A 13,819-nucleotide genomic window follows, 5' to 3' on the forward strand; every position below is an offset into this window, starting at 1 on the left:
TACATGGCACTGGCATATGATGGCGCCATCCAGCGAGTCATTGACGCGTTCTCTAGGTTGCCGGGCATAGGTCCCAAAGGTGCGCAACGCATAGCGTTTTATATTCTTTCCGCACCACAAGATGAAGCGCAGGAACTTGCCGAAGCAATCGCCGAGGTCAAGGAACAGGTGACTTTCTGTGATATTTGCGGGAATGTGTGCGAGAGCAGCCCGTGCCCGATATGTGCGGATCCGAGGCGTGATCATACGAAGATATGCGTTGTGGAAGAGCCCAAGGATGTGATGAGCATTGAGCGCACGCGCGAATATCGCGGCACATATCATGTGCTCGGCGGAGCAATCAATCCCATGTCGAATATCGGGCCGGCTGATCTGAATATTCCCAAGCTGCTTGAGCGTTTGAAGGACGCGCAGGTTCAGGAAGTCATACTCGCGCTTGACCCCAATATCGAAGGCGAAGCCACCACGACCTATATGAGTAGGCTGCTTTCACCGTTGGGGATCACCGTTACGCGTTTGGCGAGCGGATTGCCAGTCGGATCGGATCTGGAATATGCCGATGAGATCACTCTGGGCCGTGCGCTCGCAGGGCGTAGGGAAGTCTGAAACAGTCGCAATATTGATCACCGTTGGTGTGCTCCAGAGCGCGTCGTTGGTGTTCGCTGAGCGGGAGCAATCTCTCCTGCTGAAACCGCGAATCCTATAATCGTGCCGACTGCGTAGAATGTGCAGAACGCTGTTGCATCCCGAATGATTGGATAATCGTGGCACTTATCGTCCAAAAATACGGTGGTTCTTCCGTGGCAGACACGGATTCGATTAAGCGCGTCGCCAAACGCATTGTAGAGACCAAGAATGCCGGCAATGATGTGGCCGTGGTGGTGTCTGCGATGGGTGACACCACAGACGATCTCATCGATCAGGCCATGAGCATCGATTCCAATCCTCCTGCACGAGAGATGGATATGCTCATGACCGCAGGTGAACGCATCTCCATGAGCCTGCTGGCAATGGCAATACACGCCGAAGGTTCGCATGCGTATTCCTTCACCGGTTCGCAGGCAGGATTCATGACCGATGCCCGATTCGGAGCCGCCCATATCAAGGCGGTGAAGCCGGATCGCGTACGCCGTGCCTTAGGCAAGGGAAGCGTTGCCATAGTGGCTGGTTTCCAAGGAATTAACGAAGGCGGAGATGCCACGACTTTGGGACGTGGTGGCTCTGATACTTCTGCAGTGGCCCTGGCGGTGGCTTTAGGTGCAGACGTATGTGAGATTTATACGGATGTGGATGGTGTATTCACTGCGGATCCCCGTATTGTTCCCACCGCGCGACGTATCGAATCCATAGGCTATGAAGAGATGCTGGAAATGTCGTCATGCGGCTCGAAGGTATTGGCTCTGCGGTGCGTAGAATACGCGCAGCGCTTTAATATGCCGTTGCATGTGCGCAGCTCGTTCTCGCACCGTCGAGGCACGGTTATCGTGCCCAACCAAGTCGATCCGCGTTCCTTGCCGAATTTGGAATAGCGGGTAATGATGCTCATTCACCAAGGCGGTGTGCATAAGCCATGCGAAAGACTGTGTGGCTCGAGTGACGCGACTGCATACGAATAGGTGGATGGGTTGAGAAAGTTTCAGCCGGAATCCGGCGAATTGATAAGTTCAATTGCAGAATATCAACGATAAGGCGGCATTATGAGTGACCAAGACAATGTGTCCATGGGAGATCTGTTTCCCGATCTAGGGCCTGAAAATCCAGTTATTTACGGAGTTGCGCACGACAGCAGCGAAACGCTCGTGACACTGCGTGGAGTTCCGGATGAGCCGGGCATGGCTGCGAAGGTGTTCACTACTCTCGCCGAGGTCGGCGTCAATGTGGACATGATTGTGCAGGCGAGCGCTTCCATTGGCACTGCCGATATTTCCTTCACATTCCCCGGTTTGAATGCCAAAAGGGTTGAGGATGTATTGCAGGAGCGCCAGGACGAAATCGGCTATCACTCCTTCGATATGGATACCAATGTGGGCAAGGTGGCAGTAGTGGGTGTGGGCATGAAGACCCATTCCGGGCTGGCTGCTCGTTTCTTCACTGCTCTGAGTGAAAAGGGCATCAATGTGCTGATGATCTCCACTTCGGAAATCCGCATCGCAGCCTTGGTACCTTTGGAGCAGCTCAACGATGCCGTGCGTGCGCTGCATACGGCATATGGTTTGGATGCCGATAGCGTGGAAGCTGTGGTGTATGGCGGCACCGGCCGCTGATTGAAGACATTCTCGGCTATTTTGGGTCGAAATGCGTCGGCAAACCACTGATTGGGCATGAATCCAGAAGCCATCAACGACATCACAGGTTGAAGTGGTTTGGCAAACCATTTGGATGGGTGTGAATCCGGAAGCCACCAATGAGACTACAAGTTGAAGTGTGTCAGCGATACCAGCGGATGCGCATAATCGAGCGGTCCCCATCTGACCATGCACTCGGTTCGTTGTATGAATCATTTGCGATGGTGATTGATAGCGGGAATGCCCGGCTATGCAAGGGCAATCGGCGACGGGAATGTCCTATTCCAAGTTGGCAATGCACGTCGAGAACGCCGTGCCGCATTGCTGGCCGGTTGCCGCATGATATGTTGCCTCACCAATAACGCCTATCTCGTCTGCAAATGTCCGAAAGATGGAGATAACAAGGCTTTTGGCCGCAAGGTATGCAGAATGGTAGGGTACCTCATAACTCGGGTGAGTGGTTTCACAATGCTGTTTGAAGGAGCTCCGCATGGTGCAGATAAGTGAACGTGGCGTCAATGTTGCTGTTTTGGGCGCAACTGGTCAAGTCGGTATGGTGATGCGCCGCGTTCTCGATGAGAGAGATTTCCCGGTAAAGGATCTGAGGTTCCTGGCCTCGGCTCATTCCGCAGGTCAGGTGCTGTCTTGGCGAGGTCATGACATCACCGTTGAGGATGTGGCAACCGCCGATCTGTCCGGTATCGATATCGCTATTTTCTCTGCGGGCGGCGGCACTTCCAAGGTTTGGGCTCCTCGCTTCGCCGAGGCAGGCGCATATGTTATCGATAATTCTTCGCAGTGGCGTATGCATGACAATGTTCCTCTGGTCGTTGCAGAGGTGAATCCGCAAGATTTGGATGATGTTCCGGATCGCATTATCGCCAACCCGAATTGCACAACCATGGCAATCATGCCAGTCGTCAAGCCCTTGGCCGATGCCTTTGGATTAAAGCGCCTTATTGTGAGCTCGTATCAGGCAGTTTCCGGCGCGGGTCGCGCTGGGGTTGAGCAGTTGATGAACGAAGCGAAGGCTGCCGTCGAGCAGGGCGCGGATAAATTGGTATTCGGGGGCGATGCGATTGACTTCCCAGAGCCGACCAAGGTGGTGCGCACCATTGCCTTCAATGAAGTTCCTATGATCGGCGCCATTGTTGATGACGGTTCTGAAGAGACTGACGAGGAGCAGAAGCTGCGCAATGAAAGCCGCAAGATTCTGCACTTGCCTGAGCTGAAAGCTTCCTGCACCTGCGTGCGTGTCGGGGTATTCACGGCCCACGGCATGAGCGTGAATGCGGAGTTTGAGCAGGACGCCACCCCGGATGCCGCTCGAGAAGTGCTCAGCAAGGCCCAGGCAGTTGAATTGGTGGATATTCCCACTGCTCAATTGGCTGCAGGCAAGACTCCGAGTTTTGTCGGGCGCATTCGCCAGGATCAGGCCGTTGACGGCAAGAAGGGCCTGGCTTTCTTCGTGACCAATGACAATCTGCGTAAGGGAGCCGCTTTGAATGCGGTTCAGCTTGCTGAATTGGTGGCGAGCAAGCATTTTGCGGATCGTTTGTAAACGCTCGTAAACGTGTGGAATAGCCGTTGACTGACGGCATGCAGGGCAGTCAACTTCGGTCACGCAATGAATCCTCCGGCGGATGAGTGCGGAAGCACGTACACTGGAACTATGTCAAAGGCATCAGTAGAGGCGCAGCAGCAGTTGGATCGTATTGTGGCTTTGGGTTACCCTGATGTCGCCGATATGAGCGACGCGGCATTCCGTGCATTGGCCCAGCCGTTGATCGAAGAGCTCGAGCATAGCGATTTGGGCTCGAATATCTTGCTTATTCCAACTCGAGAGTTGGTCTCTCCTGAATCCTTGATTGCACGAACCAGTATCAATCGTATGGCGGGTTTTACCACAATGCCTCCGCGTGATATCGCCAGCTTCATGCCGCAGGATGGCTTTGAGCCTCCTGAGGGCCCTTTCTACCTGGTCATTGAGCCTCATACTGGAACATGCTATGTGAACCGCGAGCCGGATGTGGCAAGAAAGCTCATCGATTCCGATGAGAGGACGCCGTTGACTTTGGAAGAGGGCCTGGCTATTGCCACGCAACATCCTGAATGGCTTCTGGAAAAGAATGGCTTCAATCTACTTGGTTCGCGCAGTGCCGACGGACGAGTGCCAAGTATTTGGATGAGTCAGAATGCGCCGAGACTAGGGTCGGTATGGCCGAACTCACGCCATACCTGGCTTGGCAATGCCTATTGCGTTTCTCGTCGAGGACTCAGTTTGTTCTATTAAACAGACGGACTGCCAATTCGGTATTGCACAATTCGTGATGTATGAACGTGCCGTAACAAGTCGGTCATATTACGGATGGCATGAATCATGCCGGTTACAGTGCAAACCGCAACGCTCTAGCGTTTGCGACGAACTAGGCGTTTCAGCACGCACATCATCCCCAAGGCGCCGAGAGATATCGCAATAGCTGTGCGGGGACGTCTGAGCATATTCCGCCATGCCGTTGCGCTTATCGGCAGATCTTCAAGGCACATACGCAATGCCGGACTCGGGCGGTGCCCTACAAGCTCAGCCCATGTGAGTACTCGAGTTGTGTAGTTTTGAGGGTTGCTTTCATGGAATTCAAATAGACGTACGCCTCGGGTGGAAGCCGATGGTCCGTAGCTGGCAAAACCGCATGTGGGCGCGTATCCAAAATCCATCCCACCGATATGCGAGACGAAGGCATTCTTATGATCATGTCCGCAGAACAGCGCGAAATATGAACCTGCTCTGCGCAACGCCTGAACCATGCCGGCATTGCTGTCTGGACAGCTTATTCCCTCGCCCAGGATCCCGCCGGATTTAAGGGCGTCTTGGTTCAATACAAAACTATGTCCAGAGAACGGCCCCGACCCATCGACCGCATACGGAGTCCATGTGGGGACCTCGGTCAGGCAGTCGTAGAACTCCTGCGGCGGAATATGCTGGAAAGCTATGGAAGGCACGGATTTTCCGCCGTTCATTCTGCGTAATGCATATTGCACTGATTCCAGCCAAGCCACTGCCTGAGACGTTGGATTGCCGTAACTTTCTGCGTCTTCCAGATCCATATGGGTTGTTGTGGAAGAGTCGGGTTGCGAGATTGATGGTGTGGAAAGACTTTCATAATCGCCTGAATTCACCAGCACAACGCTCATGGCAATGCGTTTCCCGTCGGCTGATCGTATGGGCAAAGCGAATGTGCCGGGTTCTAATGCGAGCTCATCCGATGAAGTGCGTGACCGGGTCTCGTCATATTCATGATTGCGCGAATCAGCGCGGGAACGATCGGAGGAGAGTGCCTTGCTCGCGTCGAAGAAGGTTGCCCTGCTCGATGTGGAAGGCACCGCCGAATAAGCGAATCCGGTTGTGTCATCCTCAGATGTGTCCGCAATAGTCAAATCAGAGCGAGTTGTGGAATATGCCCCACCGGGTGCCGCAGGATTGAGGCAGCCTGGAAATTCTCGATACAACTCATCCTGTTCATCGGGGAGGATTCCGCATTGAAAATCATGATTGCCGTAGGTGGCTGCAAAAGGTATGCCGGCGTGAGTGATTGGTTCGAGGAATGCGGCGAAAGCGGAACGCACCTGATGCTTGGCTTTTTCGAGGAGTGCCGTATGAGCGGAGCCGCTGGCGGTGGGTCTGCGATCGCGAAGTGAGCCACGGCCTTGTAGGAACGATTCAATCTTGGTCACCAACCGTATGTGTTTGCCGATATCGTCATGCCGTCTCGATCGGAAGGTGTCAATAAAGGCCGGATCATACCCGCGAATCTGATCACCGGTCAGTACCACCAAATCAGGTTGAACGGAATCGATGGCGGCGGTTATCAGACGCGCGGTATTCGCATTGAGATCAGGGCCATCTTGGATGTCGGCAAGCTGGAGAACTCGAAAGGTGCCGTCTTCGCGGAATCGCAGGTTCATGGACACCACTGTATGGCGTTATGCGGCGTGATGCCAAGGAAGGACGCGAAGATCGACAGCTATTCATTCCCCGTTCATCTGATGCCGTGAGGCGAGACGAGTCCCGTTCAATCGCCCATGACATGTGATCGGCGGCTGTGGTATTTCGTGTGTGCCCAATGCAAGGCATACCATAAAAGGGAAAACCATATCGTGAAACCATTCCGGCGCAATAATGCCGGTATCGATAGTATGAGCTGCACGATGCCGCGTCGCTCACACAGTGCTGCCATGCGGTGTACCAGACTCATACAACAAAGCAAAGGAGGAGTGATGGGTCAGGATCAATCATCAGTGTTTGATCTCGCGGCTGTTGCCGCAGCGTCCAACGGAGGGAACAACAGCCCACTACTGCCTCCGGCCCGATTCGTAGGCGAGGCGCAAAAGCCAAGCCCTATGCCATACAACAAATACGTTGCATACAACAAGCAGGTGCCCTTTGACAATCCGGACCGCACTTGGCCAGGCAAGCTTTTGGAACGGGCTCCGCGCTGGTGTTCTGTGGATTTGCGCGATGGTAATCAGGCTTTGGTGAATCCTATGGACGCAGAACGCAAACTGCGGTTTTGGAATCTTCTGGTATCCATGGGATTCAAGGAAATCGAGGTCGGTTTCCCCAGCGCGTCGGAAACCGATTATGACTTCATTCGTATGCTTATTGAGCGCGAGCTGATTCCTGACGATGTGACCATTGTCGTATTGACCCAGGCTCGCGAGCATCTTATTCGTCGCACATATGAGTGCCTCAAGGGTGCCAAGCGTGCTGTGGTGCATTTCTATAACTCGGTGTCCGTGCTTCAGCGGGAAGTCGTGTTCCGCAAGGATCGCGCGGGTATCAAGCAGCTTGCTGTGGATGCGGCCGAGTTGTGCAAGGAGCTTGAAGGCGCGGCGCAGGGCATCGACCTCTACTATGAGTATTCCCCGGAATCATTCACCGGAACCGAGCCGGAATATGCGGTTGAGGTGTGCAATGCGGTTATTGATGTCATCAAGCCGACACCTGAGCACAAAATGATTATCAATCTGCCGGCAACGGTGGAAATGACATCGCCCAACGTATTTGCAGACGAGGTGGAATTCGTGTCGAATCGCTTGACGGACCGCGATTCCATCGTGCTTTCTCTGCATCCGCATAATGATTGCGGCATGGGCGTTGCAGCTGCCGAACTGGGTATTCTCGCCGGCGCAGACCGCATCGAAGGCTGCCTGTTGGGCAATGGCGAGCGTACCGGCAATGTGGATCTGGTGACTTTGGCGCTGAATATGCTGACTCAGGGCATCGATCCGCAAATCGATTGCTCCAATGTGCCTGAGATCCGCAAGACGGTGGAATATTGCAATCAGATCAAGATTTCCGAGCGCCATCCATATGCCGGAAGCTTTGTGTTCACGGCCTTCTCCGGTTCTCATCAGGACGCCATCAAAAAGGGCTTGGAAGCTCGACAGGTTGCCGCCGGCCGCGCCGGTGCCGACCTCGACAGCTTCGTGTGGTTGGTGCCGTATCTGCCGATTGATCCCAAGGATATCGGCCGCACGTATGAAGCGATTATCCGTGTCAATTCCCAGTCCGGCAAAGGTGGCATGGCATATCTGCTCAAGACCAATCACAATCTTGATTTGCCCAAGCGTTTGCAGGTCGAATTCGACAAAATCGTGCAGGCCTACGCCGACGAAACCAAGAAGGAAGTCAAGGACGAGGATATCTGGCGTCTCTTCAAGGACGAGTATCTGCCGGTGGAAGAGGGCGGAGCCACTGCAGCCGGAGCCATCGTCGGTGACCACCATGATGACGGTCTGGAACAGTGGGGACGCCTGAAGCTGCTCAAGGTCTCCATTTCCTCCGGTGAGGATGGTTCTGATACCGTTCTCAAGATGCGTTTGCTTGATCGTGGAGTCACGCCGGATGCCCAGCCTGTTGAACGGGAGCTTTCCGGCATTGGCAACGGCCCCATCGCAGCCTTCATCAATGCATTGCACAATTTGGGCGTGACCGTCTCCGTGATGGATTACGTGGAGCATACGATGACGGCCAGCACGGATGCAATGGCGGCCTCCTATGTGGAATGCCAGATCGGCGAGGATCCCGAAACTCAGATTATCTGGGGCGTGGGCATCGATTCGTCGATTATCACCAGCTCCTTGAAGGCCATTATCTCGGCGATCAACCGTTCGCAGCGGTAATAAGTCGATCTGACGGGGCGGTGTGCATACTGATTGTGATGCACACCGCCCCTGTTCGTAGGCGTTCGTTGTATGCGCCTGACATTGTGTCTGACATTGCTGGGCATTGTGCACGGTCAGGCGCATATAGCCAGACTCGTGCCTATTTCTGAGAACCCCAGACGCAGAGATTATTGCCTAGTGCACTGAAGGTCATTACCTCTTTGCGGTCGAGATCTCTTGGCAGCTTGTCAAAAGCGCCGGTGTATTCGGTGCCGTCAACGGTTATGGTCATGGCATTGGAGCCATCTTGGTGCGTCCATGAACCAGTGGCATCACCGCTTACCGATCCGTCGACGTTCAAGGTTATCGTGATGGGCCTGTTGACGCCGCGATAATCGGTGCTGTTCTTATCAGTGACTTTCCTGGGCCCCTTGAACGATGTCTTCGGGTCATGGATCACGAATTCATAGGTGCCGGCAAGCTCCTTGGCGTCATATCCCTTTGTATCAGCTTTGGTGCCGGTGTATTCATATGGCGCTGCAACCAGCCATCCATCTGATGTAGGCAGCAACTGACGCACACGGACTTCATGTTCCTCTCCACGTCCTGAGAACCGTGTGTGATACACGATGTAATCCGTGCCGTCATCATCGGCCAATGCTGAATTGTGACCTTGGGCCACTTCGATATTCGCATTGTCATTGCCGCTCCATTGGATAGAGCTCATCAGGCGAATGCCGTTGTCGCTCTGCCAGTTATTGCCGATGGCACGTTCTGATACCGCAGGGTGTCCTGCCTGATCAACATATGGGCCGGTTATGGACTGCGAGCGATACATGCGGATTTGGTATCCCTTGGTTTGCTCCAAGCCGCCATACGAAGCGAAGAGATACCAATATCCGTTGGTATGCAGGAGATAGGAACCCTCGCCGGAATTGCCGTAACCCCCGCCGAGCTTGATGCCATAATACGCATCGGATTTGTTGGTCTCGGTCTGATATGTGGTGCTATAATCTCTCAAGCCGGTGGCGGGATCGAGCTTGAACATCCACATGCCGCCGAACCATGAGCCGAAGGTCATCCACATATCTCCATTGTCATCGGTTGCGATGCTGGGGTCGATTGCATTGATGCCGGTGTCGGTCTGCGATTGGTAGCGGGTAAGATCCGCGTCTTCTCCAAGCACTTTGGGCACGTCAGTGTGTGATGCATTGACTTTTGTGAACCCTGAATACACGACCGGCCCCACATAGGTCCAGTCGCCTTCAATATCGTCTGCTGTGAGCAGGACGATAACGGATCGGTAGTTGGCGCCGTTAACCGACATATACATGCACCACTTCTTCATGGTGGGATTCCAGTGCACGTCGGGAGCCCACATATTGCCGGTTATGTCTGGATTCGAGGATTGCTTGGCCCAGTTTTCCCAAATATCGCCCAGCATGGTGGCATAGTCGGTGTTGATGTTATTGGTGAAAGTCGTCCAATTCACCATGTCGTCGCTTTTCGCCCATGCTCGATGAGAGCCGAAGACATAGTATTTTCCGTTGGCCTTGACGATGGACGGGTCGTGCACCGAAACGCGGGAGATGGAATTCGTGTCGTTGCTTTCGCCGTTCGCTGACGCAGAGTTGCCTGAGCCGGTCGTTCCGCAAGCGGCGAGCAGATTAATCGAAGTGAATGCGGCGATTATCGACACGGCAGCGCGTCGCGCAAAGGCTGAAAATGTCATTTCCGTAGCTCCTCAATGAGACTGGTGTTCAAATCTCGCGATTTGTACAACGATGTAATACGATATACTATACAACGATGTAAAACGATGGCACAACCTGCCGATTCACAGCATGACAAAGGACTGATATGGCGCGCACATACTCACTGATGAGTTATACACGTAAGCCCACTGGCCGCGAATATGCCAATAACGAAGATATTGCCGCCAGTATGCATCTGGCAATCCGTTCCTCGGTTGACGGTGACTGGACCGCTCTCAACGACAATTACGGCATTCTATTCGCCGCAGCGGTTCCTAGCGATGAGCTCTCCGACAACATGCGATCGGCATGCACGGCAGCGCAGGTATTCGCAGGGGAGACTTTGCCTGAAGGGCGTGCTCTCAGTAATGCGCCACAATATGGCGCTGTTATGCCCGGAAATGACGTGGAATTGAAGAGCTTGCGCGATCCGTTCATATTCAGGTATCACCATGGCGGTTTCGCAATAGCAGCGACGCGAACGGCGAGGGGTGGCGAGCCTGATGGTTCAGAGCGCTCGTCTTTCTTGTTGGTGCTCAGTCAGAATCTGACGTCCTTCACGCAATTGGGATTGGTCCATTTGGACACCGATTCCGGCGTGCATGGTGTGCAGGTTTCTGTGCACGGTGCGTCTCCTCGATATGTGATGACGTGGCTAGACGATAGCGGAAGGCTGATGTCTTCTAGGACGGATGATCTTGAGTCTGTGGTCAGAGAAGCCCAAGTCTTGCCGGTGCAGGCTGTGGACGAGCAGACGGCAATGCCGACCAAGCCAATCATGCGTTATGATGCATCGGTTGCGCAGCTCTCGACTTCGGCGTTGCCCGATGATGCAATAGTGGGCAATATCATCACCATCAGCGATGAAGAGGCCCGGACTTTGATAGGCCGTTTTGGCCGCGTGTATAACACAGGGGTGAGCGTTCCTCAGCAGAGGCTGCAGGCATGTGATGCCGAGGGTGAAGATGCACTGCGTACGCGCCTGAATGAGATAACTCAGACCAAGGCAATATTGGATTATTCTGACGGTTCCCAGGCTCGGCGCAAGGTGGATTGGGATAAGGCTCAGATCGAGCACATTGTGCAGAAGGCCGCGAAGGGCACGATCTGCAAAGGCGATGTGGTGACTCTCAGCGGTCGCGTTCGCCAAGCAACCTATCCTGTGCCCTTTGCTGTGGAACGTGCGGATCCTTCGGTGTTTGCGTGGAACTGGAATGGCGAGCCGATGTTCATGTTCATCGCCACTGAGGATGAGGATGGCAACTGCATCGATCCTCGTGGAGGAAGGACGCATATGCCTTTGCGCGTAGCCTCATCCATCGCCGAACTATCGGATGAATCGGGCGGGCGAAGCGCAGAAATCGACCTGTTGAAGCGCGGAGATCGCAATAGCGAAGGACGTGAAATGACGGGCTGCTTCTGGGCGCCTGAATTGCATGTTATTGGCGGTGCGCTATCGATACTGTTTATGCCTTGCTTTGACGGGGAGCGGGTGAATCCTGACGGAAGTCCCAATGACAGGGCAGGCAAGCCTGATATGTGGACCGGCAGCTGTCACATCATGCAATTGCGAAAGGATGAGGACGGCAAGGATCTTGATCCGCGCGAGCCAAAGAATTGGAGCGTGCCTGATCCGATCCTGGATCCGGAAGGCAAGGCGCTGAATCCTGTGCAACGCATCAGCCTTGACATGACGGTTTTCGAGGATTCGGGAACGTGGTATTACGCCTGGCAACAAGTGGGCAGCGTATGGATTGCGAGCTTTGATCCTGAGCGCCCAACGCGATTGACCAGCGCGCCTTCGCAACTGATCGTCCCTGAATTCGCATGGGATAACCTGATTGCCGAAGGGCCGAATGTCACCGTCCATGACGGCGTCATTTTCATGATCTATTCCGGATCGTTGGTGGGCATTGACTACACCACTGGATTGGTGACCGCGCCTGCTGGCAAGGGAGTGGATTTGCTGGATCCCACCAATTGGGTCAAGCAGGACTATCCTTTGCAAAAGTCCGGGATGTACAACGGTGAATGGCAACTGGGAACCGGCCACGGCATGTGGTCGCATGATGAAGATGGCAATCTGATCTACGTATTCCATAATGCCGAATACAACGAAGGGCGGTATGGCGGCCGCGATGCACAAGTGCGCCGAGTACACTGGTCGGCAGAAGGTATGCCGATTTTGGATATGCAGGCGCATGAGGAACTTGATCCGGCATATGCCTGCACAACGATGAACATCACCGTGGTGTGACGGGAACCAATGGAGCGAACATGGCGAGAAAAGCGAGCGGCAGGGGTGGCGAACAAGTCGTCACTATGAAAGAGGTTGCCAAGGAAGCTGGTGTCTCGATTAAGACGGTTTCCAATGTGGTGAATGATTATCAGTTCGTATCAGATGCCACACGCAACAAGGTCAATGCTGCAATAGAGAAACTCGGTTATGTCATCAACGTTTCGGCGCGTAACCTGCGCACTGGCTCGACAGGCATAATCGCTTTGGTGGTACCGGATCTGCAGATGCCATATTTTGCGCAGTTGTCATCTTTGGTTATCGAAGAGGCGAAGAAACTTGGACTTCGGGTAATCGTGGAGCCGACCCTGTATTCGCGCGATGGCGAGATAGAGGCGCTTCACGGTTCGCAGCAAGCCATGTTGGATGGTGTGATCTACAGCCCGCTTGAGCTCGGTCAAGAGGATGTCGACCAACTGAACGTCGATTATCCGCTGGTGTTAGTCGGAGAACGCATGTTCACCGACCAGGTCGATCATGTGGCCACGGAGAATGTCGAGGGAGCCAAGAGGGCGACTTCATATCTGTTGCAGACCGGATGCAAGCGTATCGCCGTATTGGGTGTGCATCCTGGTGAGCAGGTTGGATCGGCCGGATTGCGTTTTCGGGGATATCGAGAAGCCTTGGATGAAGCTGGCGTACCGTTTGACGAGCGGCTGGTGGCTCCCACTGGAAAATGGCATCGTATCGACGGCGTGAACGCGATGAATGAGATGTTGGATACTGGTGTCGTTCCCGATGGTGTGGTTGCGTTGAACGATATGCTGGCGTCCGGCGCCATGCATGCCATCCAGATGCGGGGGTTGCGGATTCCTGAAGATGTCTCGGTTATCGGATTCGATAACTCGGATGATTCGCAGTATCTCTCTCCTGCCCTGACAACCATTTCGCCTGGTTTGGATGCGGTTGCTCGCATGTCGGTAAAGGTGCTGAAGGATCGCATCGATAGAGTGGCTCCCTTTGATGTGTCTGAAGGGGAGTCGGTATTCCGCAAGGTGAGTTCAAAGCTCGTCGTACGTCAATCGACAAAACCCTTGAATATGGCGACGATGGTGTAAAACCGGCGTAAGAGCTTAAGAAAGCGACTGTTACGGGGGTCTGCTGGTGAGGCGGCCCCCGTTTTCATATGAAGCATGCCGAAGCCAGCTGTGATGTCGCCGTAGACAAGCTTGTCAGGGGAGTATTGCTTCGCGCATATCGCTGTCGGAAATGGATTCGAAGATCCCGTATGGCTTGCAGAGCGCACAGTTTTGGCTTGGATTGTTGAGAGTAATTGGAAGTCTGTTGCTCTAATCGGACTCGCCGTCTTGTTTCAACGT

10 protein-coding genes are annotated in these 13,819 nt (G+C 54.0%); 8 read left to right on the top strand and 2 right to left on the bottom strand.

Going from position 1 to position 13,819, the window contains the following annotated elements:
- Positions 1 to 3: 3 nt before the first annotated feature.
- From recR to BITS_RS08390, 5 genes are all read left to right on the top strand, one after another.
- Positions 4 to 606, top strand: coding sequence for a recombination mediator RecR (recR, locus tag BITS_RS08365; RefSeq protein WP_026642393.1), 603 nt, complete (start codon positions 4 to 6; stop codon positions 604 to 606).
- 158 nt (positions 607 to 764) lie between these two features.
- A complete protein-coding gene (locus BITS_RS08370; RefSeq protein WP_026642392.1) occupies positions 765 to 1,529 on the top strand; it encodes an aspartate kinase in 765 nt (254 codons plus the stop codon).
- Positions 1,530 to 1,697: 168 nt separating this feature from the next.
- On the top strand, positions 1,698 to 2,264 hold the full coding sequence (locus BITS_RS08375; RefSeq protein WP_026642391.1) for an ACT domain-containing protein: 567 nt from the start codon (positions 1,698 to 1,700) through the stop codon (positions 2,262 to 2,264).
- Between the two features lie 511 nt (positions 2,265 to 2,775).
- Positions 2,776 to 3,846 carry an aspartate-semialdehyde dehydrogenase gene (locus BITS_RS08385; protein ID WP_026642389.1) on the top strand — a complete coding sequence of 357 codons (1,071 nt, stop codon included), beginning with the start codon at positions 2,776 to 2,778 and terminating at the stop codon, positions 3,844 to 3,846.
- A gap of 111 nt (positions 3,847 to 3,957) precedes the next feature.
- On the top strand, positions 3,958 to 4,578 hold the full coding sequence (locus BITS_RS08390) for a DUF5701 family protein (protein WP_026642388.1): 621 nt from the start codon (positions 3,958 to 3,960) through the stop codon (positions 4,576 to 4,578).
- Between the two features lie 116 nt (positions 4,579 to 4,694).
- Here the strand turns inward: BITS_RS08390 and BITS_RS08395 are convergent, their stop codons facing one another.
- Positions 4,695 to 6,248 (bottom strand): metallophosphoesterase family protein, encoded by a 1,554-nt coding sequence (locus tag BITS_RS08395; RefSeq protein ID WP_026642387.1) that lies wholly within the window; start codon positions 6,246 to 6,248, stop codon positions 4,695 to 4,697.
- A gap of 312 nt (positions 6,249 to 6,560) precedes the next feature.
- Here BITS_RS08395 and leuA point away from each other — a divergent pair, with 312 nt between their 5' ends.
- Positions 6,561 to 8,468, top strand: a complete 1,908-nt coding sequence (gene leuA / locus BITS_RS08400) for a 2-isopropylmalate synthase (protein ID WP_026642386.1) — start codon at positions 6,561 to 6,563, stop codon at positions 8,466 to 8,468.
- Positions 8,469 to 8,610: 142 nt separating this feature from the next.
- Here the strand turns inward: leuA and BITS_RS08405 are convergent, their stop codons facing one another.
- Positions 8,611 to 10,182, bottom strand: coding sequence for a glycoside hydrolase family 43 protein (locus tag BITS_RS08405; RefSeq protein ID WP_026642385.1), 1,572 nt, complete (start codon positions 10,180 to 10,182; stop codon positions 8,611 to 8,613).
- 128 nt (positions 10,183 to 10,310) lie between these two features.
- Here BITS_RS08405 and BITS_RS08410 point away from each other — a divergent pair, with 128 nt between their 5' ends.
- Positions 10,311 to 12,461 (top strand): family 43 glycosylhydrolase, encoded by a 2,151-nt coding sequence (locus tag BITS_RS08410; RefSeq protein ID WP_026642384.1) that lies wholly within the window; start codon positions 10,311 to 10,313, stop codon positions 12,459 to 12,461.
- Between the two features lie 20 nt (positions 12,462 to 12,481).
- On the top strand, positions 12,482 to 13,558 hold the full coding sequence (locus BITS_RS08415) for a LacI family DNA-binding transcriptional regulator (protein ID WP_026642382.1): 1,077 nt from the start codon (positions 12,482 to 12,484) through the stop codon (positions 13,556 to 13,558).
- Positions 13,559 to 13,819: the final 261 nt, after the last annotated feature.

Source organism: Bifidobacterium tsurumiense, assembly GCF_000741765.1.
GTDB lineage: Bacteria > Actinomycetota > Actinomycetes > Actinomycetales > Bifidobacteriaceae > Bifidobacterium > Bifidobacterium tsurumiense.